This is a genomic window from Alicycliphilus denitrificans K601 (assembly GCF_000204645.1).
Lineage (GTDB): Bacteria > Pseudomonadota > Gammaproteobacteria > Burkholderiales > Burkholderiaceae_C > Alicycliphilus > Alicycliphilus denitrificans.
On record NC_015422.1, the window covers coordinates 2,186,669 to 2,207,140 of the forward strand.

The 20,472-nt window shown below is 69.8% G+C and carries 20 protein-coding genes; 10 read left to right on the plus strand and 10 right to left on the minus strand.

Annotated elements, in window-relative coordinates; genetic code table 11:
- The first annotated feature begins 81 nt into the window (after positions 1–81).
- The 4 genes from ALIDE2_RS10445 to ALIDE2_RS10455 all read left to right on the plus strand — a co-directional run bounded on the left by ALIDE2_RS10445 (position 82) and on the right by ALIDE2_RS10455 (position 3,296).
- Positions 82–1,008 (plus strand): LysR family transcriptional regulator, encoded by a 927-nt coding sequence (locus tag ALIDE2_RS10445; protein ID WP_013722047.1) that lies wholly within the window; start codon positions 82–84, stop codon positions 1,006–1,008.
- Positions 1,009–1,123: 115 nt separating this feature from the next.
- Positions 1,124–1,291, plus strand: a complete 168-nt coding sequence (locus ALIDE2_RS25270; RefSeq protein WP_013722048.1) for a hypothetical protein — start codon at positions 1,124–1,126, stop codon at positions 1,289–1,291.
- A gap of 141 nt (positions 1,292–1,432) precedes the next feature.
- Positions 1,433–2,977, plus strand: a complete 1,545-nt coding sequence (locus ALIDE2_RS10450) for a PepSY-associated TM helix domain-containing protein (RefSeq protein ID WP_158307701.1) — start codon at positions 1,433–1,435, stop codon at positions 2,975–2,977.
- Positions 2,970–3,296 carry a DUF3325 family protein gene (locus ALIDE2_RS10455; RefSeq protein ID WP_013722049.1) on the plus strand — a complete coding sequence of 109 codons (327 nt, stop codon included), beginning with the start codon at positions 2,970–2,972 and terminating at the stop codon, positions 3,294–3,296. The genes ALIDE2_RS10450 and ALIDE2_RS10455 overlap by 8 nt, the downstream gene beginning before the upstream one ends.
- Positions 3,297–3,314: 18 nt before the next feature.
- On the opposite strand, the gene ALIDE2_RS10460 is transcribed toward ALIDE2_RS10455, so the two are convergent.
- The 6 genes from ALIDE2_RS10460 to ALIDE2_RS10485 form a co-directional block, all read right to left on the minus strand.
- Positions 3,315–3,836 carry a DUF3016 domain-containing protein gene (locus ALIDE2_RS10460; RefSeq protein WP_013518739.1) on the minus strand — a complete coding sequence of 174 codons (522 nt, stop codon included), beginning with the start codon at positions 3,834–3,836 and terminating at the stop codon, positions 3,315–3,317.
- Between the two features lie 106 nt (positions 3,837–3,942).
- Entirely contained in the window at positions 3,943–4,803 is an 861-nt protein-coding gene (locus ALIDE2_RS10465; protein ID WP_013518740.1) for an isocitrate lyase/PEP mutase family protein, read from the minus strand.
- A gap of 161 nt (positions 4,804–4,964) precedes the next feature.
- Positions 4,965–6,128, minus strand: a complete 1,164-nt coding sequence (gene prpF, locus ALIDE2_RS10470) for a 2-methylaconitate cis-trans isomerase PrpF (RefSeq protein ID WP_013722050.1) — start codon at positions 6,126–6,128, stop codon at positions 4,965–4,967.
- Positions 6,129–6,155: 27 nt separating this feature from the next.
- Positions 6,156–8,759, minus strand: a complete 2,604-nt coding sequence (gene acnD, locus ALIDE2_RS10475; protein WP_013722051.1) for a Fe/S-dependent 2-methylisocitrate dehydratase AcnD — start codon at positions 8,757–8,759, stop codon at positions 6,156–6,158.
- A 19-nt stretch (positions 8,760–8,778) separates the two neighbouring features.
- Positions 8,779–9,939, minus strand: a complete 1,161-nt coding sequence (gene prpC / locus ALIDE2_RS10480; RefSeq protein WP_013518743.1) for a bifunctional 2-methylcitrate synthase/citrate synthase — start codon at positions 9,937–9,939, stop codon at positions 8,779–8,781.
- Positions 9,936–10,331 (minus strand): acyl-CoA thioesterase, encoded by a 396-nt coding sequence (locus ALIDE2_RS10485; protein ID WP_013518744.1) that lies wholly within the window; start codon positions 10,329–10,331, stop codon positions 9,936–9,938. The genes prpC and ALIDE2_RS10485 overlap by 4 nt, the downstream gene beginning before the upstream one ends.
- A 102-nt stretch (positions 10,332–10,433) precedes the next feature.
- Here ALIDE2_RS10485 and ALIDE2_RS10490 point away from each other — a divergent pair, with 102 nt between their 5' ends.
- Complete coding sequence (locus ALIDE2_RS10490; protein ID WP_013518745.1) at positions 10,434–11,894, plus strand: short-chain fatty acyl-CoA regulator family protein; 1,461 nt, start codon at positions 10,434–10,436, stop codon at positions 11,892–11,894.
- 111 nt (positions 11,895–12,005) lie between these two features.
- Here the strand turns inward: ALIDE2_RS10490 and ALIDE2_RS10495 are convergent, their stop codons facing one another.
- Positions 12,006–12,914 (minus strand): LysR substrate-binding domain-containing protein, encoded by a 909-nt coding sequence (locus tag ALIDE2_RS10495; RefSeq protein WP_013722052.1) that lies wholly within the window; start codon positions 12,912–12,914, stop codon positions 12,006–12,008.
- 129 nt (positions 12,915–13,043) lie between these two features.
- Between ALIDE2_RS10495 and ALIDE2_RS10500 the strand changes: the two genes are divergently transcribed.
- Entirely contained in the window at positions 13,044–13,427 is a 384-nt protein-coding gene (locus ALIDE2_RS10500; protein ID WP_013518747.1) for a VOC family protein, read from the plus strand.
- A gap of 49 nt (positions 13,428–13,476) precedes the next feature.
- On the plus strand, positions 13,477–14,544 hold the full coding sequence (locus tag ALIDE2_RS10505; protein WP_013722053.1) for an alpha/beta hydrolase: 1,068 nt from the start codon (positions 13,477–13,479) through the stop codon (positions 14,542–14,544).
- Positions 14,545–14,550: 6 nt separating this feature from the next.
- Here ALIDE2_RS10505 and ALIDE2_RS10510 read toward each other — a convergent pair whose 3' ends face one another.
- Genes ALIDE2_RS10510 through ALIDE2_RS10520 form a run of 3 tightly spaced genes read right to left on the minus strand, consistent with a single transcriptional unit; the run spans position 14,551 to position 17,103 of the window.
- A complete protein-coding gene (locus tag ALIDE2_RS10510; protein WP_013518749.1) occupies positions 14,551–14,997 on the minus strand; it encodes an RNA-binding S4 domain-containing protein in 447 nt (148 codons plus the stop codon).
- Positions 14,998–15,019: 22 nt separating this feature from the next.
- Positions 15,020–16,423, minus strand: coding sequence for a sensor histidine kinase (locus ALIDE2_RS10515; protein WP_013722054.1), 1,404 nt, complete (start codon positions 16,421–16,423; stop codon positions 15,020–15,022).
- Complete coding sequence (locus ALIDE2_RS10520; RefSeq protein WP_013518751.1) at positions 16,420–17,103, minus strand: response regulator; 684 nt, start codon at positions 17,101–17,103, stop codon at positions 16,420–16,422. The genes ALIDE2_RS10515 and ALIDE2_RS10520 overlap by 4 nt, the downstream gene beginning before the upstream one ends.
- 142 nt (positions 17,104–17,245) lie before the next feature.
- Here ALIDE2_RS10520 and ALIDE2_RS10525 point away from each other — a divergent pair, with 142 nt between their 5' ends.
- The 3 genes from ALIDE2_RS10525 (at position 17,246) to ALIDE2_RS10535 (ending at position 20,425) form a co-directional block, all read left to right on the plus strand.
- A complete protein-coding gene (locus tag ALIDE2_RS10525) occupies positions 17,246–18,205 on the plus strand; it encodes a Bug family tripartite tricarboxylate transporter substrate binding protein (protein ID WP_013518752.1) in 960 nt (319 codons plus the stop codon).
- Between the two features lie 136 nt (positions 18,206–18,341).
- Entirely contained in the window at positions 18,342–18,896 is a 555-nt protein-coding gene (locus ALIDE2_RS10530) for a tripartite tricarboxylate transporter TctB family protein (RefSeq protein ID WP_013518753.1), read from the plus strand.
- Positions 18,896–20,425 (plus strand): tripartite tricarboxylate transporter permease, encoded by a 1,530-nt coding sequence (locus ALIDE2_RS10535; protein WP_013722055.1) that lies wholly within the window; start codon positions 18,896–18,898, stop codon positions 20,423–20,425. Before ALIDE2_RS10530 ends, ALIDE2_RS10535 begins: the two co-directional genes overlap by 1 nt.
- Positions 20,426–20,472: the final 47 nt, after the last annotated feature.

Sequence of the window (20,472 nt, forward strand, 5' to 3'; positions counted from 1 at the left end):
GTTGATGCCTGGCCGCAATGGTCCGCCAAGGGTGTTTATGATTCAAACGAAAGTTTTGTCAATTCATCTTGAGAATTTCTAATGATTCAGTCGATCCTGGAGATTCGGCACCTGCGCACGCTGCAGGCGCTGCGCGACAGCGGCAGCCTGGTGCGGGCGGCGCAACTGCTCAATCTCACGCAGTCGGCGCTCTCGCACCAGATCAAGCTGCTGGAGGACCGCTACGGCACGCCGCTGTTCGAGCGCAAGTCCGTGCCGCCGCAGTTCAGCGCCACGGGCACGCGCCTGCTGCAGCTGGCCGACGCCGTGCTGCCCCAGGTGGAGGCGGCCGAGCGCGACGTGGCGCGCCTGTCGCAGGGGCAGGGCGGACAACTGCGCATCGCCGTGGAGTGCCACACCTGCTTTGACTGGCTGATGCCGGCCATGGACGCCTTCCGCGCGCGCTGGCCCGAGGTGGAGCTGGACATCGTGAGCGGCTTCCACGCAGACCCCGTGGGCCTGCTGCACCAGGGGCGGGCGGACCTGGCCATCGTCTCCGAGGTGGACGCGCAGGAGCAGGGCGTGGACTACCACCCGCTGTTCGGCTTCGAGATCCGGGCGCTGCTGGCCAACACGCACGCGCTGCTGGCCAAGCCCTACCTGGTGGCGCAGGACTTCGCCGACCAGACCGTCATCACCTACCCCGTGCCCGACGAGATGCTGGACCTGGTGCGCCAGGTGCTGGAGCCCGCCGGCGTGCGCCCGCCGCGGCGCACCACCGAACTCACCGTGGCCATGCTGCAGCTCGTGGCCAGCGGCCGCGGCGTGGCCGCCCTGCCGCTGTGGGCCGTGCAGGGCTACCTGGACCGGGGCTACGTGGCGGCGCGACCCATCGGCACGCAGGGGCTGCGCGGCGAACTGCACGCGGCCTGCCTGCCGCAACTCTCGTCCAGGCCCTTCCTGCAGGACTTCGTGCGCGTGACGCGCGAGACGAGCTTCGTCACGCTCAAGGGGGTGGAGCTTCTATGATTTTGATAGCTGCAGGCGCTCTCTGAGAAAGCGCTGTAGGCAGTTTTCATCCAAATTCCCAGAGGGACTGCAGAACTTAGATAACGCGAATCATTCTCAATCAATTTATGCGCCCATGGCCGCCAGTCTTGCCATCCACTCCCGCCTGCACGTCGCGTTGCGCATTGCCGCCGCCGTGCTGGGCGGCTACGCCTTCTGCTGGGGCTTCGTCGCGCGCAGCCTGCCGCGCGTGTGGCTGGTGCTGGCGGGCGCGGCATCGCTCGTGCAGATGGGCCTGGCCTGACGGGGAGATACACGCATGTTCCAAAATTTCCGCCTTGCCATGACCTGGCTGCACACTTGGTTCGGGCTCGCGCTCTGCTTCGTGCTCATGGTCGTTTTCTTCTTCGGCACGCTAGTCGGTGTTCGACCGTGAGGCCGACCGCTGGGCCATCCCGCAGTCGCGCTTCGCGCCGCAGCCCATGCCCTCGTTCGGCAAGGTGCTCAGGCCCGTGTTCGAGAGCATGCAGCCCACCAGGGAGAGCATCGAGCGCATGCGCGGCAAGGTGGACGGCCCCATGCCCGAGCGCTTCGACACCGTGCGCCGCTGGGGCGCCTACACCACGCACCGCGACCCGGTGCTGGGCCTGTTCGCGGGCTACGTGATGCCCAACGCCAAGGACCCGGAAGACGGCGTGTGGGGCAACCGCACCATAGACCCGCGCACGGGCGCGGCGCTGCCCGACGACCGGCTCAAGGTGGGAGCCGCTTCTTCTACCCACTGCACTACAGCCTGAACTTCCACTGGAAGAACCTGGGCACGTGGATCGTGGGCTTCGCCGCGCTGATGATGCCGGTGGCGCTGGCGAGCGGCGTGGTCATGCACCGCAAGATCTTCCGCGAGTTCTTCACCTTCCGCCCCCAAAAGACCACGCAGCGCAGCGCGCTGGATCTGCACAACATGACGGGCGTGGAGGCGCTGCCGTTCCACTTCTTTTTCGCGTTCCCGGGGCTGGTGATCTTCGCAGGCATCTACTTCCCCGTCTCGCACACACAGCTGGAGCCGCTGCACGAACTGCACGAGAAGGTCGAGGCGCAGGAGACGGGCCTTCCGCACGACCGCACGGGCGTGGCCGCGCCGCTGGCCTCCGTCGATGCCATGGTGGCCGAGGCGCAGCGCCGCTGGGCCGCGCAGGGCATGGCGGGCGAGGTGGGCTTCCTCGCGCTGCAGCATGTGGGCGACACCAACGGCTACGTGAGCATCTACCGCGCGGGCACCGACCGCATCGCGCTCGTGGGCAACGGCATCCACTTCAAGGCCAGCACCGGGGAGCTGCTGCGCGAAGACCCGGCCAAGTCGGCGGTGGACGGCGTCAACGAATTCCTCACCGGCCTGCACCTGCAGCACTTCCGCCACTGGCTGCTGCGCTGGCTGTACGTGCTGGGCGGGCTGGCCGGCTGCGTGTGCATCGCCACGGGCTTCCTGTTCTTCGTGGAAAAGCGCAAGAAGCAGCACGCCAGGGCCGGCAGCCAGGGTGCGCGCGTGGTCGATGCGCTGGCCGTGACCACGGTGACGGGCATGCTCATCGCGGCCCTGGGCATCCTCATCGCCAACCGCCTGCCGCCCGAGGCGCTGCCCGCCGGCTGGCGGCCGCGCGGCGACCTGGAGCAGTATGCCTTCTGGGCCGCCTGGGTGCTGGCCATGGCGCACGCCTTCTGGCGCAGCACGCCCGTGGCCCAGTGCCGCATGGCGCCCGCGTGGCGCGAGCAGAGCTGGGCCATCGCCGCGATGGCGGTGGCGGCGGTGCTCAACTGGGTGACCACGGGCGACCACCTGCTCAAGACCCTGGGCGCGGGCTACTGGCCCGTTGCGGGGGTGGACCTGTTCATCCTCACCGGCGCCGCGCTGGCTGTGGTGGCCGCGCGCAAGCTGGGGCGGCGCGCCCGGGTGGTGCCTGCCGCGCGCATCGCGGAGGCGGCCCATGCGTGACGCGCTGCTGCTCGCCGCCGCCATGCTTGCCGCCACGGCCGGCATGGGCTGGCTGGCCCTGGACGTGCACTGGGAACAGGTGCGCGGCGCAGATCCCCTCGCGCCTTCCACGGCGCGCCTGCTGCACGCGCTGGGCGCGCTGGGGCTGGCCGCATCGCTGGCGCTGTGCCTGACGGTGGACCATGCCTCGATGGCGTCGCTGGTGTGGGTGATGGCCCTGGCCGCCGCCGCGCTGGCGGTGGCCTTCACGCTCACCTGGCGGCCGCGCTGGCTCGGGCCGCTGGTGGTGTGGCGGGGTCTTGTTCGATCCGTGAAGTGAGCCGCCGGCGCAGCCCGGTCAGCGCCCGCCCAGTTCCTTCCTCACCCAGTCGTCCAGCAGCGCCTTCTCATGGCGCAACGGGTCGCTCGGGTACATGTCCGGCCGCATCATGAACGCTGTGTCGCGCAGCGTGCGGCTGCCTGTCTCCAGCACGTGGCCGTCGGGCGCGAGGCGCTTGAACTCCAGCGCGATGCGCGGCGGGTAGATGTCGCGCGCCATGCGCAGCTGCGTCGCCTGCGGCCCGCGCCAGGGCTCGAAGCCGCCTGCGCGCTGGATGTTGGTGATGTGCACTTCGAGCCGCTCGCCTTCGGGCAGGGCGCGCGCGGCGCGCTCGGCCAGGTGCTGGCTCAGGGCATCGATCCACGCCTGGCGCGCGCGTTCACTTTCCTGAGGGGCGTTGCGCGCCTCGCTGAACCCGGCCGGGTCGGCGTGGGTGACGCTGACGGTGCCGGACGGCGGGTTCGCGGGCGGGTGGGATGCGCAGCCGGCCAGGGCAAGGACCAGGGCCAGCGCAAGGGTGTGGTGGCGGAGCATCATCATTGCGGATCCCTTCTTCTCCGGATGGTACGTCCAGCCTTGTGCGCGCCGGCAGAAACCGGGCCGTGCGTAGTGGTGCTCGCGCCGGTATCCACGCCGGCGATGGCAATCAGCCGTAGCGCTTCTCCAGCGCATCCCACGCGGGCTTGCCTACGAGGAGCTGGCGCTCGGCGAACGGGGTGACGAGGCCGCTCGACTCCTGCACCTCCTTCTCGTCGCGTAGCACCGTGAGGGCCTTCTGCATACCGGCCACGGCGCCCTGCAGCGCGGCGTTGGCATAGAGCACGATGCCGTAGCCCAGTTCGCCGAGCTGCTCGGCGTTGAAGATGGGCGTCTTGCCGCCGATCACCATGTTCATGAGCTGGGGCTTGGCCAGCCGCTGCGGCAGGGCGCGCACTTCCTCGGCCCGGGTCACGGCCTCGACGAACAGGATGTCGGCGCCCGCCTCGGCGAACTTCTGCGCGCGCTCCACGGCGGCCTCGAAGCCGTGCGTGGCGGCGGCGTCGGTGCGCGCCATGATGAGGAAGCCGGGGTCGCGGCGCGCATCGGCGGCGGCCTTGATCTTGCCCACGGCCTCCTCGGCGGAGATGACCTCCTTGCCCGCGAAGTGGCCGCAGCGCTTGGGCGTCACCTGGTCTTCGAGCTGGATGCAGTCGGCCCCGGCGCGCTCCAGCGTGCGCACGGTATGGACCACGTTGAGCGCGTTGCCGAAGCCCGTGTCGGCGTCCACGATCAGCGGCACGTCCACCGCGTCGCGGATGCGCGCGGTGTGCTCGGCAATCTCGTGCAGGCCCATGAAGCCCTGGTCGGGCATGCCGAACCACATGTTGGTGACGCCCGCGCCGGTGACGTAGATGGCCTGGAAGCCGAGGTCGGCGATCACCCTGGCCGACAGCGCGTTGAACGCGCCGGGCACGATGAGGCCGTTGCGGGCCTCGACGAGTTGCTTGAGCCGTTGCTTGGTGTTCATCACTTTTTCCTTGTTGATCGTAGCGCAGGTGCTGGAGTGTGCATATGGCGTGAAACCGGCGCCACCCAGGCGAGGGCCGCCGTGCAAGGGCCGCCCCGCCGCGCTGGCGGCGTCCCCTTTCCCACGCGAAGCGTGAGAGAAGGGGGAAGCGACGAAGTCGCTCAGGGGGGTGTTGGTACTCTTACCCAGCCTTCCATGAGGATGCGGGCGCTGCGGCTCATGAGGGCCTTGGTGACCTGCCACTGGCCATTGGCCTGCGCGGCCTCGGCGCCCACGCGCAGGGTGCCCGAGGGGTGGCCGAAGCGGACCGCGTTGCGCGTGCCGCCGCCCGCCGCCAGGTGGACCAGCGTGCCGGGAATCGCGGCCGCCGTGCCGATGGCCACGGCCGCCGTGCCCATCATGGCGTGGTGCAGCTTGCCCATGGAGAGAGCGCGCGCGAGCAGGTCGATGTCGCCGGCCGCGATGCGCTTGCCGCTCGATGCGGTGTAGCTGGCGGGCGGGGCGATGAAGACTATTTTTGGCGTGTGCTGGCGCTGGGCGGCTTCGGCCACGTCGTGGATCAGGCCCATCCTGACGGCGCCGTGCGCGCGGATGGCCTCGAAGCGCGCGAGCGCGGCCTTGTCCTCGTTGATGTCGCCCTGCAGCTCGGTGCCGGTGCAGCCGACGTCCTTCGCGTTCAGGAAGATGGTGGGGATGCCCGCGTTGATCAGCGTGGCCTGGAAGGTGCCGACACCCGGCACCTCCAGCGTGTCCATCACGTTGCCGGTCGGGAACATCGCGCCGCTGTCGTCGGAAGGCTCGATGAACTCCAGCGGCACCTCGGCGGCGGGGAAGGCCACGCCGTCCAGTTCGAAATCGCCCGTCTCCTGCACTTGTCCGCCCGCGATGGGCACGTGCGCGACGATGGTCTTGCCGATGTTGGCTTGCCAGATGCGCACCGTCACGCTGCCGTGGATGGGGATGCGCGCCGGGTCGATCAGCCCCAGGTGGATGGCGCAGGGCCCCACGGCGGCGGAGAGGTTGCCGCAGTTGCCGCTCCAGTCCACGAAGGGCTGGTCGATGCTGACCTGCCCGAACAGATAGTCCACGTCGTGTCCGGGCCGCGTGCTGCGGCTCAGGATGACGGCCTTGCTGGTGCTGGACGAGGCATTGCCCAGGCCGTCGATCTGCTTGCCGTAGGGGTCGGGGCTGCCCAGCACGCGCAGCAGGATGGCGTCGCGCTGCGGGCCGGGCGGGGGCAGGTCTTTCGCATTGAAGAACACGCCCTTGCTGGTGCCGCCGCGCATGTAGGTGGCGGGGATCCTGGTCTGTGGTGAATTGCTCATTTTTCAATAGCTGGTGGCGCTTTTGTATCAAGCGCTAGAGGCCGATTTGGCTAAAAAATCCTGGGCGAAGCGCTGCAGCACGCCGCCCGCTTCGTAGACAGAGACTTCCTCGGCCGTGTCCAGGCGGCAGATCATGGGCACGCATGCCAGCTCGCCATTCTTGCGGCGGATGACGAGGGTGAGGGTCGCGCGCGGCGTCAATGCGCCTTCCACGTCGTAGGTCTCGGTGCCGTCGAGCTGCAGCGTCAGGCGGTTCGTACCGCTTTGGAACTCCAGCGGCAGCACGCCCATGCCGATCAGGTTGGTGCGGTGGATGCGCTCGAAGCCCTCGGCCACCACGACTTCCACGCCCGCGAGGCGCACGCCCTTGGCAGCCCAGTCGCGGCTCGATCCCTGGCCGTAGTCGGCGCCCGCGATGATGATGAGCGGCTGGCGGCGGTTCAGGTAGGTCTCGATGGCCTCCCACATGCGCACCACCTGGCCTTCGGGCTCGATGCGGGCGAGCGAGCCTTTCCTGCCCGCCATCTCGTTGACGAGCTGCGGGTTGGCGAAGGTGGCGCGCATCGCGGTCAGGTGGTCGCCGCGGTGCGTGGCGTAGGAGTTGAAGTCCTCTTCGGGCAGGCCCATCCGCGCGAGGTATTCGCCCGCCGCGCTGTCCGGCAGGATGGCGTTGGAGGGCGAGAGGTGGTCGGTGGTGATGTTGTCCGGCAGGATGGCCAGCGGGCGCATGCCTTTCAGCGTGCGCGGGTTGGCGGCCAGCGCGCCCACGCCTTCGGTGTCCCAGTAGGGCGGGCGGCGGATGTAGGTGGATTGGGGGCGCCAGCCGTACTGCGGCGAGACGCGCGCGCCATCGTCCCGTGCTGGAATAGCGAACATGGGTTCGTAGACCTTGCGGAACTGCTCGGGCTTGACGGCCCGGGCGACGATGGCGTCGATCTCCTCGTCGCTGGGCCAGAGGTCTTTCAGGCGGATCTCCTTGCCGTCCACCACCGCGAACACGTCCCGCTCGATATCGAAGCGCACCGTGCCCGCGATGGCGTAGGCCACCACCAGCGGCGGCGAGGCCAGGAACGCCTGCCTGGCATAGGGATGGATGCGCCCGTCGAAATTGCGGTTGCCCGAGAGCACGGCCGTGGCGTACAGGTCGCGCTCGATGATCTCCTGCTGGATCGCAGGATCAAGCGCGCCGCTCATGCCGTTGCAGGTGGTGCAGGCGAAGGCGACGATGCCGAAGCCCAGCTTCTCCAGCGCGCCCAGCAGCCCTGCTTCCTTGAGGTACAGCTCCACGGCCTTGGAGCCGGGCGCGAGCGATGTCTTGACCCAGGGCTTGCGGCTCAAGCCGAGGCGGCTCGCGTTGCGCGCCAGCAGCGCGGCGGCGATCACGTTGCGCGGGTTGCTGGTGTTGGTGCAGCTCGTGATGGCGGCGATGATGACCGCGCCATCGGGCATGCGGCCGGGCTCCTCGGTCCACGGGGCGGCGATGCCGCGCTCCGCCAGGGCCGCGGTGGGCAGGCGGCGGTGTGGGTTCGATGGGCCGGCCATGTTGCGCACGACCGTGGACAGGTCGAACGCCAGCACGCGCTCGTACTGCGCGGTCTGCAGGTCGGTGTGCCAGAAGCCGGCCTGGCGGGCGTAGGTCTCGACCAGTCTCACCTGTTCGGGGCTGCGGTCGGTGAGCCGCAGGTACTCGATGGTCTGCGGGTCGATGGTGAACAGCGCTGCCGTGGCGCCGTACTCGGGGCACATGTTGGAGATCGTGGCGCGGTCGCCGATCGAGAGGCTGTCCGCGCCCTCGCCGAAGAACTCGACGTAGGCGCCCACGACCTTCTCCTGGCGCAGGAACTCGGTGAGCGCGAGGGCCATGTCTGTGGCGGTGATGCCCGGCTGGCGCCGGCCGGTGAGCTTGATGCCCACGATCTCGGGCAGCCGCATCCACGAGGCGCGGCCCAGCATCACGTTCTCGGCCTCCAGGCCGCCCACGCCCACGGCGATGACGCCCAGCGCATCGACGTGCGGCGTGTGGCTGTCGGTGCCCACGCAGGTGTCGGGGAAGGCCACGCCGTCCTGCACGTAGACCACGGGCGACATTTTTTCCAGGTTGATCTGGTGCATGATCCCGTTCCCCGCCGGGATCACATCCACGTTGGCGAACGCCTTCTTCGTCCACTCGATGAAATGGAAGCGATCCTCGTTGCGGCGGTCTTCGATGGCGCGGTTCTTGGCAAACGCATCGGGGTCGAAGCCGCCGCACTCCACGGCCAGCGAGTGGTCCACGATGAGCTGCACGGGCACGACGGGGTTCACGGCGGCCGGGTCGCCGCCCTCCTTGGCGATGGCGTCGCGCAGGCCGGCCAGGTCCACCAGGGCGGTCTGGCCCAGGATGTCGTGGCATACCACGCGCACGGGGTACCAGGGAAAGTCGATCTCACGCTTGCGCCCGATGAGTTGGCGCAGGTAGTCGTTCAACTGGGCAGGGTCGGCGCGGCGCACGAGGTTCTCGGCGTGCACGCGGGTGGTGTAGGGCAGGCGTGCCCAGGCGCCGGGCGCGAGGGCTTCGACGGCCTCGCGCGCGTCGAAGTAGTCCAGCGCCGTGCCGGGCAGGCGCTTGCGGTAGCGGATATTCATCGTCATCGTGGGAAGGCGGGCGGGGTCAGCGGCGTTGCTCGATGGGCACGAAGGCCTGGTCCTCGGGGCCGACGTAGTTCGCGCTGGGGCGGATGATCTTGTTGTCCTGCCGCTGCTCGATGATGTGCGCAGCCCAGCCGCTGGTGCGCGCGATGACGAACAGCGGCGTGAACATGGCGGTGGGCACCTGCATCATGTGGTAGCTCACGGCGCTGAACCAGTCGAGGTTGGGGAACATTTTCTTCACCTCCCACATGACGGACTCCAGCCGCTCGGCGATGTCGTACATCTTGGTGCTGCCGGCATCAATGGACAGGCGCCTGGCCACGCCCTTGATGATGACGTTGCGCGGGTCGCTTACCGTGTAGACGGGGTGGCCGAAGCCGATCACGACCTCCTTGGCCTCCACGCGGCGGCGGATGTCGGCCTCGGCCTCGTCGGGTGTGTCATAGCGCTTCTGCACCTCGAACGCCACCTCGTTCGCGCCGCCGTGCTTGGGGCCGCGCAGCGCGCCGATGGCGCCGGAGATGGCCGAGTACATGTCGCTGCCCGTGCCGGCGATCACGCGCGCGGTGAAGGTGGACGCATTGAACTCGTGCTCGGCATAGAGGTTCAGCGAGGTGTGCATGGCGCGCTCCCAGCCCGCGCCGGGCTTGTCGCCATGCAGCAGGTTCAGGAAGTGCGCGCCGATGGAGTCATCTTGGGTCTCCACCTCGATGCGGCGGCCCGAGTTGCTGAAGTGGTACCAGTACAGCAGCATGCTGCCGAGCGACGCCATCAGCCGGTCGGCGATGTCGCGCGCGCCGGGGATGTTGTGGTCGTCCTTCTCGGGCAGCGCGCAGCCCAGGGCCGAGACGCCCGTGCGCATCACGTCCATGGGGTGGCTGGCGGCGGGCAGTTGCTCCAGGGCCGTCTTCACGCTGCCGGGCAGGCCGCGCAGGGCCTTGAGCTTGGCCTTGTAGGTTTTGAGTTCGGCGCGCGTGGGCAGCTTGCCATGCACCAGCAGGTGGGCGATCTCCTCGAACTCGCAGACCTCGGCGATGTCCAGGATGTCGTAGCCGCGGTAGTGCAGGTCATTGCCCGTGCGGCCCACGGTGCACAGGGCGGTGTTGCCGGCCGTGACGCCCGAGAGGGCGACGGATTTCTTGGCCTTCGGGGGCGGGGTGAGGGTCGTGGTGGCGGTCATGTGGTCTCCGGTTTCAGGTAAGCGGCGGCGATGGCGCGTGGGCGGCCCTTGGCGTCCACGGCCACCAGTTCGAAGACGCCCTGCAGCACCAGCTCGGGCGCGCAGCCGGGGGCCTCGGCCAGGCCGTGCACGCAGACGGTGAGCGAGCTGCTGCCCATGCGGCCGATCCAGGCGCGCAGCACCAGCGCCCGGCCCACGGGAACGGGGGCGAGGAACTGCACGCCGGTCACGGCGGCCATCACCACCTCGCAACCGGCGGCCTCGCGCGCGGCGACGAGGGCCGCGCGCGCCAGGCGCTGCAGGCCCTGGCCCGCGAACAGCGTTCCGTGGTGGTTGGCGTCCTGGGGAAAGACCATGTCCTTCGTCTCGACGGTGCCTGGGGGTCTTGTCATGATTCGCAATCTACGCACAATAGGCGCCCCCCGGAAGGCCTGAATTGGCGAATGAATGCGAAGGCGGGGTAGGGGTTTTGTGAATTTTGTGAAAGATCGGAGATGCGAAAGACCTTCATGGGCGTGCGCCTGCGGCGCCTGCGCGAGGAGCGGGGCCTGACCCAGGTGGCGCTGGCGCGCGCGCTCGATATCTCGGCGAGCTACCTCAACCAGATCGAGCAGAACCAGCGCCCGCTCACCGTGCCCGTGCTGCTCAAGATCAACGCGGTGTTCGGCGTGGACGTGCAGCGCTTCTCCGACGACGACGAGGCGCGCCTGATCGCGGGCCTGCGCGACGTGCTGGCCGACATGCCCGCGGGCGCGGCGGCCGATGCCGTGTCGCTGGCCGAGATCCGCGAGCTGGCCGCCAGCATGCCCGCCGTGGCGCGCGCGCTGCTGGCGCTGCACCGTGGCCAGCGCGAGGCGCATGAGCGCCTGGAGGCGCTGTCGGCCCATTACGGCGACGAGCGTGGCGGCGCGGCCGGCGCCGCGCACGCGCCGCCCATGGCCTACGAGGAGGTGCGCGATTTCTTCTTCGCGCGGCACAACCACATCGCCGAGCTGGACGACGCGGCCGAGCGTCTGGCCGGCCAGTGGCGCCTCGCGCCCGGCGCGTCCGAGGCGGGGCTGCGCCAGCGCCTGGAGCGCGCCCATGGCGTGCGCGTGTCGCTGCCGGCCGAGGGCCTGCCCGGGCACGGGCAGGACGGCGCGGGCGAGGCCATGCAGCGCAGCTTCGACGCGGCCGCGCGCGTGCTGTACCTGTCGCCCGCGCTTCGGCCCGCGCAGCGCGCGTTCCAGATGGCCACGCAGCTCGCGTTCCTGGAGGTGCCGCAGGAACTGCAGCGCATCGTGGACGCGGCGCAGCTCTCGGGCGATGCGGCGCGCGCGCTCGCGCGCATCGGCCTGGCCAACTACTTCGCGGGCGCGCTGCTGCTGCCCTACGCGCCCTTCCTGCAGTCGGCCGAGGCGCTGCACTACGACATCGAGCGCCTGGGGCAGCGCTGGGGCGTGGGCTTCGAGACCGTGTGCCACCGCCTGTCCACGCTGCAACGCCCGGGCGCGCGCGGCGTGCCGTTCTTCTTCATCCGCGTGGACCGCGCGGGCAACATCAGCAAGCGCCAGTCGGCCACGCACTTCCACTTCAGCAAGATCGGCGGCACCTGCCCGCTGTGGAACGTGTACGAGGCCTTCGCGCAGCCCGGGCGCATCGTGCGCCAGCTCGCGCGCATGCCCGACGGCCGCGCCTACCTATGGGTCGCGCGCACCGTCGCCCGCAGCACGGGCGGCTGGGGCGCGCCGGGCAAGACCTTTTCGGTGGCCCTGGGCTGCGACGTGCAGCACGCGCCGCAGCTCGTCTACGCGCGCGGCCTCGACCTTGCCGACCCCGATGCGCCCGTGCCCATCGGCATGGGCTGCAAGGTGTGCGAGCGCACGGCCTGCCCGCAGCGCGCGTTCCCGCCCATGGGGCGGGCGCTGGAGGTCAACGAGAATCGCAGCAGCCTGGTGCCGTACCGAGTGGCGTGATGCTGCGGAAAGAGTAGCTTCCAGCGCTTGCTGGACAAGCGCTGGAAGCAAAAAATATGCATGACCGGCGAGGCTCGAACGGGGCGGCGTTCGAGCGGCCGCGGGCAAGGCTCAGGCCTTGGCCAGGTGTTCCACCAGCAGGCTCGCCGAGCCCGAGAGCGTGCGGTTGGCGCTGGTGGCGATCAGGAGCTGCCGCCGTGCCCAGGCATCGTCGAGATGCACCACCTTGAGCCCCCAGGGCCCGAGCTTGCGCGCGCAGGTGCCCAGGGGCAGGACCCCGATGCCGAGGTTCGCGGCGATCATCTCGCACATCGCGTCGAAGCTGCGCACCTGCACGCGCAGCCGCAGGGGAAAGCCGGCCTCCTGCGCCGCGGTCGTGATCGTGTTCAGCAGCGAACTGCCGCGGTTCAGCCCCACGAAGTCGTGGGCGAGGCAGTGCCTGAAGCCGATCCTGTCGTGCGCGGCCAGCGGGTGGGCCTGCGAGCAGAGCACCACCAGCTCGTCCACCCGATAGGGCCGCACGTTCAGCCCGTGGGTGGGCGCGCCGGCGACGAAGATGCCGACGTCGGCCATGCCCTCGACCACCGCGCGCACGATGTCGCCGGTCAATTGCTCTTCGACCTCCACGCGCGTTTCCGGGTAGCGCTGCAGGAACCCGGCCAGCGCGGCGGGCAGGAACTCGACCAGCGCGGACATGTTGGCCCACAGCCGCACGTGGCCCCGCGAGCCGCTGGAATATTCGCTCAATTCGTTGCTGAACAGCTCGAACCCCTGGAACAGGCGCATGGCGTGCTGGAGCGCCACATGCCCCGCCGGCGTGAGGCGGATGCCCTGCGCGGTGCGCTCCATCAGGCACGCCTTCGAGGCGGCCTCGAAGTCCGCCATCCGCCGGCTGGCCGCCGACAGCGCGAGATGGCAGCGTTCCGCGCCCTTGGTGATGCTGCCCGTCTGGGCCACCGCGCAGAAGAGGCGCAGCGTCGTGAAGTCGATGCGCGCGGGGTTGATCGGGTTGCCTGCCATCGGTGCTCTTGGATTTCGCCTTCGCGTTTTGCGAAGCTTTCATGCGAAATGAGGAATTCCTGAAGGAAATCCGAATGATCAATATACAACCGTTCGCAGAACGGCAATCCAACCATTTCCCACCGACCCATGATTCACCACCTGGACCATCTGGTGCTGACCACCGCCGACGAGCAGGCCTGCATCGACTTCTACGTCGGGCTGCTGGGCATGACGCTGGAGACCTTCGGCCAGGGCCGCAAGGCGTTCAAGTTCGGCGGGCAGAAGATCAACTTGCACGTCAAGGGCAGCGAATTCGAGCCCAAGGCGCATCTGCCCGTGCCGGGGGCGCTGGACCTGTGCTTCATCGCGGCGCGGCCGCTCGACGAGGTCATCGCGCGCATCCGCGAGCGCGGCGTGCGGATCGTCGAGGGCCCGGTGCGGCGCACCGGCGCCAGCTACCCGCTGCGTTCCATCTACCTGCGCGACCCGGACCTCAACCTCATAGAGATCTCGGAGAGGGCCGAGGCGTGACGGTGCGGGCGTGCCGAGCCGAATGATCAAACAGCGAAAGGAGACGAAGATGAACAGGTCCATGAAGTCCGCGGCCATGGCCGCAAGCCTCTTGGCGTTGCTCGGCTGCGCCGGCGCGCCCATCGCCCCGGTGGCGGGCCAGGGGCCGGTGGCGGTGGCCGAGATCGGCAGCTTCCACACCGGCGGGCGCTCGGTCACGCTGAGCGGGCTGCCGAAGAAGGAGGTGCGCTTCACGCCCACCTCGCCACCCACGCTGCTCGATCCCAATGGCGAGTTCGAGGTCGAGCAGATGTACACGCAGTACGTCAAGCTCGCCCCGCAGTCCCGGCGTGCGCGCTATCCGATGCTGATGTGGCACGGCGGTGGTCTGACGGGCGTTACCTGGGAGACCAAGCCCGACGGCCAGCCGGGCTGGCAGATGTACTTCGTCGCCGCCGGCCACGATGTCTACGTCTCCGACGCGGTGGAGCGCGGCCGCGCCTCGTGGGCGCGCTATCCGGAGATCTTCAAGAGCGAGCCGGTGTTCCGCACCAAGAAGGAGGGGTGGGAGCTGTTTCGCATCGGCCCGGCCGACAGCTACGACAGCGCCGCCAGCCGGCACGCCTATCCCGACACGCAGTTCCCCATCGCAGCGTTCGACCAGTTCATGAAGCAGGGCGTGCCGCGCTGGGTCACCAACGACGAGCCTACCCTGCGCGCCTACGACGCGCTGGTGAACAAGGTCTGCCCTTGCGTCATCACCGTGCACAGCCAGGGCAGCACCTTCGCGTACACGCTGGCCAGCCGGTATCCGGACAAGATCAAGGCGGTGGTCGGCGTCGAGCCTTCCGGCGCGCTCGATCCCGACAAGGTGGACGTGGCGCCGCTCGCCAGGGTGCCTCTGCTATTCGTCTGGGGCGACAAGATCCGCGAGACCCCGCGCTGGCAGGGCATCCAGGCGCCGATGAAGAAGATGATTGCCGCCGTCAAGGCCAGGGGCGGCCAGGTGGACGAGATCGACCTGCCGGCGCAGGGCATACGCGGCAACAGCCACATGATCATGATGGACCGCAACTCCGACCAGGTCGCCGCCCTGGTGCAGGACTGGCTGGTGCGGCGCGGACTGGCCACGCGCTGAGGAACGCTAGGACTTCCCGGGCGGGCCGTCGTCGTCGAGCGACGCGCTCCAGCGGTCGCCCCAGCCGTGGCGCAGGTCGTCCATGCTGCGCCGGTCGCGCTTGGTGGGCCGGCCCTCGCGCAGGCTGGCGGCGGGCTCGGGGGCCAGGCGCCGGGCCTCGGCGGCCCGGGCGCGCTCGGCGATGCTCTCGGGCGTTTCCTCGTAGAGCTGCTGCGCCACGGGCGCGGGACCGCGGAAGTTGCTCAGGCCCCGCACCACCACCGTGCGCGGCACCTGGCCCTGGCGCAGGGCCACGGTGTCGCCCGCGCGCAACTCGCGCGCGGCCTTGGCGGCCTGGCCGTTGACGGTGACGCGGCCCTTGCCAATCTCTTCCACGGCCAGGCTGCGGGTCTTGTAGAAGCGCGCGCACCACAGCCACTTGTCCAGGCGCATGGAGTCGGGGGGAGTCGTCATCGCGGCGATTTTCCCTTGGGAATCAGGCCGGCGCCAGCGGCAGGCGTACCACGGCGTCCAGCCCCAGCACGCGCGCGCCCTGGCGGCGGTTGGAGAGGGCGATGCTGCCGCCCAGGGCCTGCACGATTTCCTGGCAGATAGCCAAGCCCAGGCCCGAGCCCTTGCGCACGTCGCCGGCCGAGAACGGCTCGAACAGCCGCGCGGCCAGCTCGTCGTCGATGCCGGGGCCGGCGTCGGCGATGGTGAGTTCGGCGTGGGTGCCCTGCGCGCGCAGCGTCACGGCCAGCTCGGTGGCGGGCGTGGCGTGGCGTATGGCGTTGTGCAGCAGGTTGCGGCACAGCTCGCGCAGCATCCATGCGTGCGCGCGGATGGGCGCGGCGTCGGTGGCGATGCCGAAGTCCAGGTCGCCCTGCGCGATCAGGGGCGAGAGATCCAGCGCCACCTCGCGCAGCACTTCGTCGAGCCGCGTCGTGGGCAGCTCGCCCTGCTGGCGCAGCTGCTCCACCTTGGCCAGCGCCAGCATCTGGTTGGCCAACTGCGTGGCGCGCTCCACGGTGTCGCCGATCTCGTGCAGCGCCTGCCCGGGCGGCATGTCGCCGCGCAGGGCGGACTGCACCTGGGTCTTGAGCACGGCCAGCGGCGTGCGCAGCTGGTGCGAGGCGTCGCGCACGAAGCGCTTCTGGTGCTCCAGCAGGTGCGACAGGCGCCGCATGACGGCGTTGGTGGCGTCGATCAGCGGCTGCAGCTCGCGCGGGGCCGCGGGGGCGGCGATGGGCGACAGGTCGCCCTCGGCGCGGGCCTGCAGGTCGGCGCTCAGCTGGCGCACCGGCCGCGTGGCGCGCTGCACTACCAGCACCACGATGGCGGCGACCAGCGCCACCAGCAGGGCCTGGCGCGCCAGCGTGTCCCGCAGGATCTGCAGCGCCGCGGCGTGGCGCAGCTCCAGCGTCTCGGCCACCTGGATCACGGCCATGCCGCGGCCCTGGGGGCTGGCCACGGGCTGCAGCAGCGCCGCCACGCGCACGGGGCGGCCGCGGAAGCTGGCGTCGTAGAAGTCCACCAGCGCCGCGTAGGGCGGGCGCGGGGCGATGCTGCCGCGCCACATGGGCAGCTCGCCAAAGCCGGAGACGAGCTCGCCGCGCAGGTTGGAGACGCGGTAGTACATGCGGCTCTGGTTGTCGGCCTCGAAGGCCTCCAGCGCCGCGTAGGGCACGATGACGCGCAGCTCGGCCCGCTCGTCGTAGCCGCGCACGTCGATCTGCTCGCTGATGGTCTTGGCCGAGGCCAGCAGCGTGCGGTCGTAGGCCGTGTTCAGGGCCCCCAGCGTCTGGCGGTACAGGCTGTAGGTGTTGAGGCCGATGAACAGCAGCGTGGGCAGCAGGATGCCCAGCAGCAACTGGCGGCGCAGCGATCTCTGGCGGGTCATGCCTCGGGTTTGAGCAGGTAGCCCAGGCCGCGCAGCGTCATCAGGACCACGCCCGTGCCGGCGAGCTTCTTGCGCAGGCGGTAGGCCACGACCTCGATGGCCTCGTACTGCACCTCGCTCTGGCCCGGGAAGACGAGTTCGTACAGCCGCTCCTTGGTCACGGCATGCCCGGGCTGGGCGAGCAGGGCGCGCAGCAGCGCCAGCTCGCGCGGCGTGAGGTCCATGGGCGCGCCGTGCGCGTAGATGATGCCGCTTTCTTTTTCATAGCTTATGGCGCCCATGGCCAGGGCGCTGGCGGCCGATTTGGCTTCCATGGCGTCGCCGCTGCGGCGCACCAGGGCGCGCAGGCGCGCCTCCAGCTCGTCCAGGTCGAAGGGCTTGGGCAGGTAGTCGTCGGCGCCGGCGTTCAGGCCCAGCACGCGGTCGCCCACGGTGCCGCGCGCGGTGAGCAGCAGCACGGGCGTGCGCAGGCCGCCCGCGCGCGCCTGCTCCAGCACCTGCAGGCCGTCCAGGCCGGGCAGGGTGAGGTCCAGCACCACGGCGTCGGGTGGGTGCGCGCGCCATTCGGCGAGCGCGGCGCGCCCGTCCGCGAGTGCCGTCACGGCCATGCCGCGGCGCGCGAGCGAGCGCTGCAGCGTGGCCTGCATGGTGGCGTCGTCTTCGACCAGGAGCAGTTGCATGGCCCCGATTAGAACCGTTTTGCAGGAGCGCAAGGGCTGCGGGAATGCGCGTAATCCCTAGTGTCCCGGACAGCCGTTTGACAGCTTGCCCGCGCATCATCGCGCCGTTCATCGTTCTTTTCTTACAAGCAAGGAGACCGGTATGCGTCGCGACACCTTCCTGAAATCCCTGGCGGCCCTGGCCGCCGCGGGCAGCCTGCCGCTGTCGGCACAGGCCGCAGTGGCCATCAAGATGATGCTGCCCGCCAACCCCGGCGGCGGCTGGGACACCACGGGCCGCGCCCTGGGCAAGGCGCTGCAGGACGCGGGCGTGGCCTCCAGCGTCACCTACGACAACAAGGGCGGCGCGGCCGGCGCCATTGGCTTGGCGCAGTTCATCAACGGAAGCAAGGGCGACCCGAACGCGCTGATGGTGATGGGCGCAGTGATGCTGGGCGGCATCATCACCGGCAAGCCGCCGGTGAACCTGAGCCAGGCCACGCCGATCGCGCGCCTGACGAGCGAGTACAACGTCTTCGTGCTGCCCGCCAACTCGCCCTTCAAGACCATGGCCGACGTGGTGGCCCAGCTCAAGAAGGACCCGGGCAGCGTGAAGTGGGGCGGCGGCTCGCGCGGCTCCACCGAGCACATCGCCGCGGCCATGATCGCGCGCGAGGTGGGCGTGGACCCGGCCAAGATCAACTACGTGGCCTTCCGCGGGGGCGGAGAGGCCACGGCCGCCATCCTGGGCGGCAACGTGACCGTGGGCGGCAGCGGCTACAGCGAGTTCGCCGAGTACATCACCGCGGGCAAGATGAAGCCCATCGGCGTGACCTCGCCCCAGCGCCTCAAGGGCCTGAACATCCCCACGCTCAAGGAGCAGGGCATCAACGTGGAGATCGGCAACTGGCGCGGCGTGTACGGCGCGCCCGGCATCACGGCCGAGCAGCGCAAGGCTCTGACCGCCATGGTGGAGAAGGCCGTCAAGAGCAAGGCCTGGGCCGAGGCGATCCAGAAGAACGACTGGACGCCCGCCTGGCTGGCCGGCGACGAGTTCGCCAACTTCGTGGACCAGGAGTTCGCGAGCCTGCGCGCCACCATGGTCAAGTCCGGCATGGTCTGACCGTCCGGCGCCGCCCGCGGGCCGGGTTGCTGCGGCTTCGATAGCTGCTGGCGTCCGACCGGCGGGCGTTTCCTGCGTTTTTTTAATTCTCCGGCGCCCGGATGCGGCGCCGCTTCTTTCCCTGGAGGCTGCAGCCATGTCAGAGCTTGCCCCTTCTTCCGATCCTGCTGCCGCCGACGCGGGCAGCGTGCCGTCCCCGTTCTGGCAGGCCGCCGTGGGCGCGGCCGTGGTGCTGGTGGCCGCCGGCATGGCCTTTGGCGCGTTGCAGATTCCGGGCGACGCCGGCTACGGCGGCGTGGGCCCCAACTTCCTGCCCTGGGTGTGCGCCGCGGTGCTGGGCCTGTGCGGCGTGCTGCTGATCCGCGAGGCGCTCACGGGCGGCTACCGCCAGGCGGCTGACCCGGGCGGTGCGCCGCGCGCCGCGCTCGGGCCGTTCGCCTGGGTCACGGCCGGGCTGCTGCTGAACGCGGCCCTCATCGTCGATCTGGGCTTCATCCTAGGCTGCACGCTGTGCTACGCGCTGGCCGTGCAGGGCCTGCGCCGCGCCAACGGGCAGACGGGGCGGCTGGCGCCGCGTGCGCTGGCTGTGGACGTGCTCACGGGCCTGGCGATCTCGGCGCCGGTGTTCTGGCTGTTCACGCAATTCCTGGCCATCAACCTGCCGGGGCTCACTAATACAGGGTGGCTGTAATGGAGATCTTCGACGCATTGATGGCGGGCTTCGCCACGGCGATCTCGCCGGCCAACCTGCTGTGGGCTCTGGTGGGCTGCGCCCTGGGCACGGCCGTGGGCGTGCTGCCGGGCATCGGCCCGGCCGTGGCCGTGGCCATGCTGCTGCCCATCACCTCCAAGGTGGACATGACGGCCTCGATGATCTTCTTCGCGGGCATCTACTACGGCGCCATGTACGGGGGCTCCACCACCTCCATCCTGCTCAACACCCCGGGCGAGACGGCCAGCATGGTCACGGCCATGGAGGGCAACAAGATGGCCAAGAGCGGCCGCGCGGGCGCGGCGCTGGCCACGGCGGCCATCGGCTCGTTCGTGGCCGGCACCGTGGCCACCGTGGTGGTGACGCTGTTCGCGCCCTCGGTGGCCGAGTTCGCGGTCAAGCTCGGCCCGCCCGAGTACTTCATGCTCATGGTGCTGGCCTTCACCACCGTCAGCGCCGTGCTCGGCCAGAGCAGCCTGCGCGGCATGACGGCGCTGTTCATCGGCCTGGCCCTGGGCTGCGTGGGCATGGACCAGATCTCGGGCGCGGCGCGCTACACCGGGGGCAAGATGGAGCTGCTCGACGGCATCGACATCGTGCTCGTGGCCGTGGGCCTGTTCGCCGTGGCCGAGGTGCTCTACGCCGCGCTCTACGAGGGCAGGGTGGAGGAGTCGCAGAACAAGCTCACGCGCGTGTACATGACGGCGCGCGACTGGAAGCGCTCGGTGCCCGCCTGGCTGCGCGGCACCCTCATCGGCACGCCGTTCGGCTGCATACCCGCCGGGGGCACCGAGATCCCGACCTTCCTGAGCTACGCCACCGAGAAGAAGCTCGCCAAGGGCGAGGACAAGGCCGAGTTCGGCACCAAGGGCGCGATCGAGGGCGTGGCCGGCCCCGAGGCCGCGAACAACGCCACGGTGACGGCGGCGCTGATCCCGCTGCTCACGTTGGGCATTCCCACCAGCAACACCACGGCCGTGCTGCTGGGCGCGTTCCAGAACTACGGCATCAACCCCGGGCCGCAGCTGTTCTCCAGCTCGGCGGCGCTGGTGTGGGCGCTGATCGCGTCGCTGTACATCGGCAACATCATGCTGCTGGTGCTGAACCTGCCCATGGTGGGCCTGTGGGTGAAGCTCCTGAAGATCCCGCGCCCGCAGCTGTACGCGGGCATCCTGATCTTTGCCACCGTGGGCGCCTACGGCATGCGCCAGAGCACGTTCGACCTGTTCCTGCTCTACGCCATTGGCCTGCTGGGCGTGCTCATGCGGCGCTTCGACTTCCCCACCGCGCCGGTGGTGGTGGGCATGATCCTGGGGCCCCTGGCCGAGGCGCAGATGCGCAACGCCGTCTCCATCGGCGAGGGCAGCTGGTGGATCTTCCTGCAGCGTCCCATGTCGCTGGCACTGATCGTCATCGTGCTGGCCGTGCTCATCGTGCCGCGCGTGCTGCGCCGCTGGGCCGAGCGCAACCTGGCGCGGCACCACCAGTCGGCCGACGACATCGTCTGACGGGTTCCCGCCGCCGTTGCGCCCGCTTATCCTTGGCGCTCCATCAC

Excerpts from the sequence above, each read along its gene's own strand:
- ALIDE2_RS10445 (WP_013722047.1), top strand. The coding sequence starts at position 82 with ATGATTCAGTCGATCCTGGAGATTCGGCACCTGCGCACGCTGCAGGCG.
- ALIDE2_RS25270 (WP_013722048.1), top strand. The coding sequence starts at position 1,124 with ATGGCCGCCAGTCTTGCCATCCACTCCCGCCTGCACGTCGCGTTGCGC.
- ALIDE2_RS10455 (WP_013722049.1), top strand. The coding sequence starts at position 2,970 with ATGCGTGACGCGCTGCTGCTCGCCGCCGCCATGCTTGCCGCCACGGCC.
- ALIDE2_RS10460 (WP_013518739.1), bottom strand. The coding sequence starts at position 3,836 with ATGATGATGCTCCGCCACCACACCCTTGCGCTGGCCCTGGTCCTTGCC.
- ALIDE2_RS10465 (WP_013518740.1), bottom strand. The coding sequence starts at position 4,803 with ATGAACACCAAGCAACGGCTCAAGCAACTCGTCGAGGCCCGCAACGGC.
- prpF (WP_013722050.1), bottom strand. The coding sequence starts at position 6,128 with ATGAGCAATTCACCACAGACCAGGATCCCCGCCACCTACATGCGCGGC.
- acnD (WP_013722051.1), bottom strand. The coding sequence starts at position 8,759 with ATGACGATGAATATCCGCTACCGCAAGCGCCTGCCCGGCACGGCGCTG.
- prpC (WP_013518743.1), bottom strand. The coding sequence starts at position 9,939 with ATGACCGCCACCACGACCCTCACCCCGCCCCCGAAGGCCAAGAAATCC.
- ALIDE2_RS10485 (WP_013518744.1), bottom strand. The coding sequence starts at position 10,331 with ATGACAAGACCCCCAGGCACCGTCGAGACGAAGGACATGGTCTTTCCC.
- ALIDE2_RS10490 (WP_013518745.1), top strand. The coding sequence starts at position 10,434 with ATGCGAAAGACCTTCATGGGCGTGCGCCTGCGGCGCCTGCGCGAGGAG.
- ALIDE2_RS10495 (WP_013722052.1), bottom strand. The coding sequence starts at position 12,914 with ATGGCAGGCAACCCGATCAACCCCGCGCGCATCGACTTCACGACGCTG.
- ALIDE2_RS10500 (WP_013518747.1), top strand. The coding sequence starts at position 13,044 with ATGATTCACCACCTGGACCATCTGGTGCTGACCACCGCCGACGAGCAG.
- ALIDE2_RS10505 (WP_013722053.1), top strand. The coding sequence starts at position 13,477 with ATGAACAGGTCCATGAAGTCCGCGGCCATGGCCGCAAGCCTCTTGGCG.
- ALIDE2_RS10510 (WP_013518749.1), bottom strand. The coding sequence starts at position 14,997 with ATGACGACTCCCCCCGACTCCATGCGCCTGGACAAGTGGCTGTGGTGC.
- ALIDE2_RS10515 (WP_013722054.1), bottom strand. The coding sequence starts at position 16,423 with ATGACCCGCCAGAGATCGCTGCGCCGCCAGTTGCTGCTGGGCATCCTG.
- ALIDE2_RS10520 (WP_013518751.1), bottom strand. The coding sequence starts at position 17,103 with ATGCAACTGCTCCTGGTCGAAGACGACGCCACCATGCAGGCCACGCTG.
- ALIDE2_RS10525 (WP_013518752.1), top strand. The coding sequence starts at position 17,246 with ATGCGTCGCGACACCTTCCTGAAATCCCTGGCGGCCCTGGCCGCCGCG.
- ALIDE2_RS10530 (WP_013518753.1), top strand. The coding sequence starts at position 18,342 with ATGTCAGAGCTTGCCCCTTCTTCCGATCCTGCTGCCGCCGACGCGGGC.
- ALIDE2_RS10535 (WP_013722055.1), top strand. The coding sequence starts at position 18,896 with ATGGAGATCTTCGACGCATTGATGGCGGGCTTCGCCACGGCGATCTCG.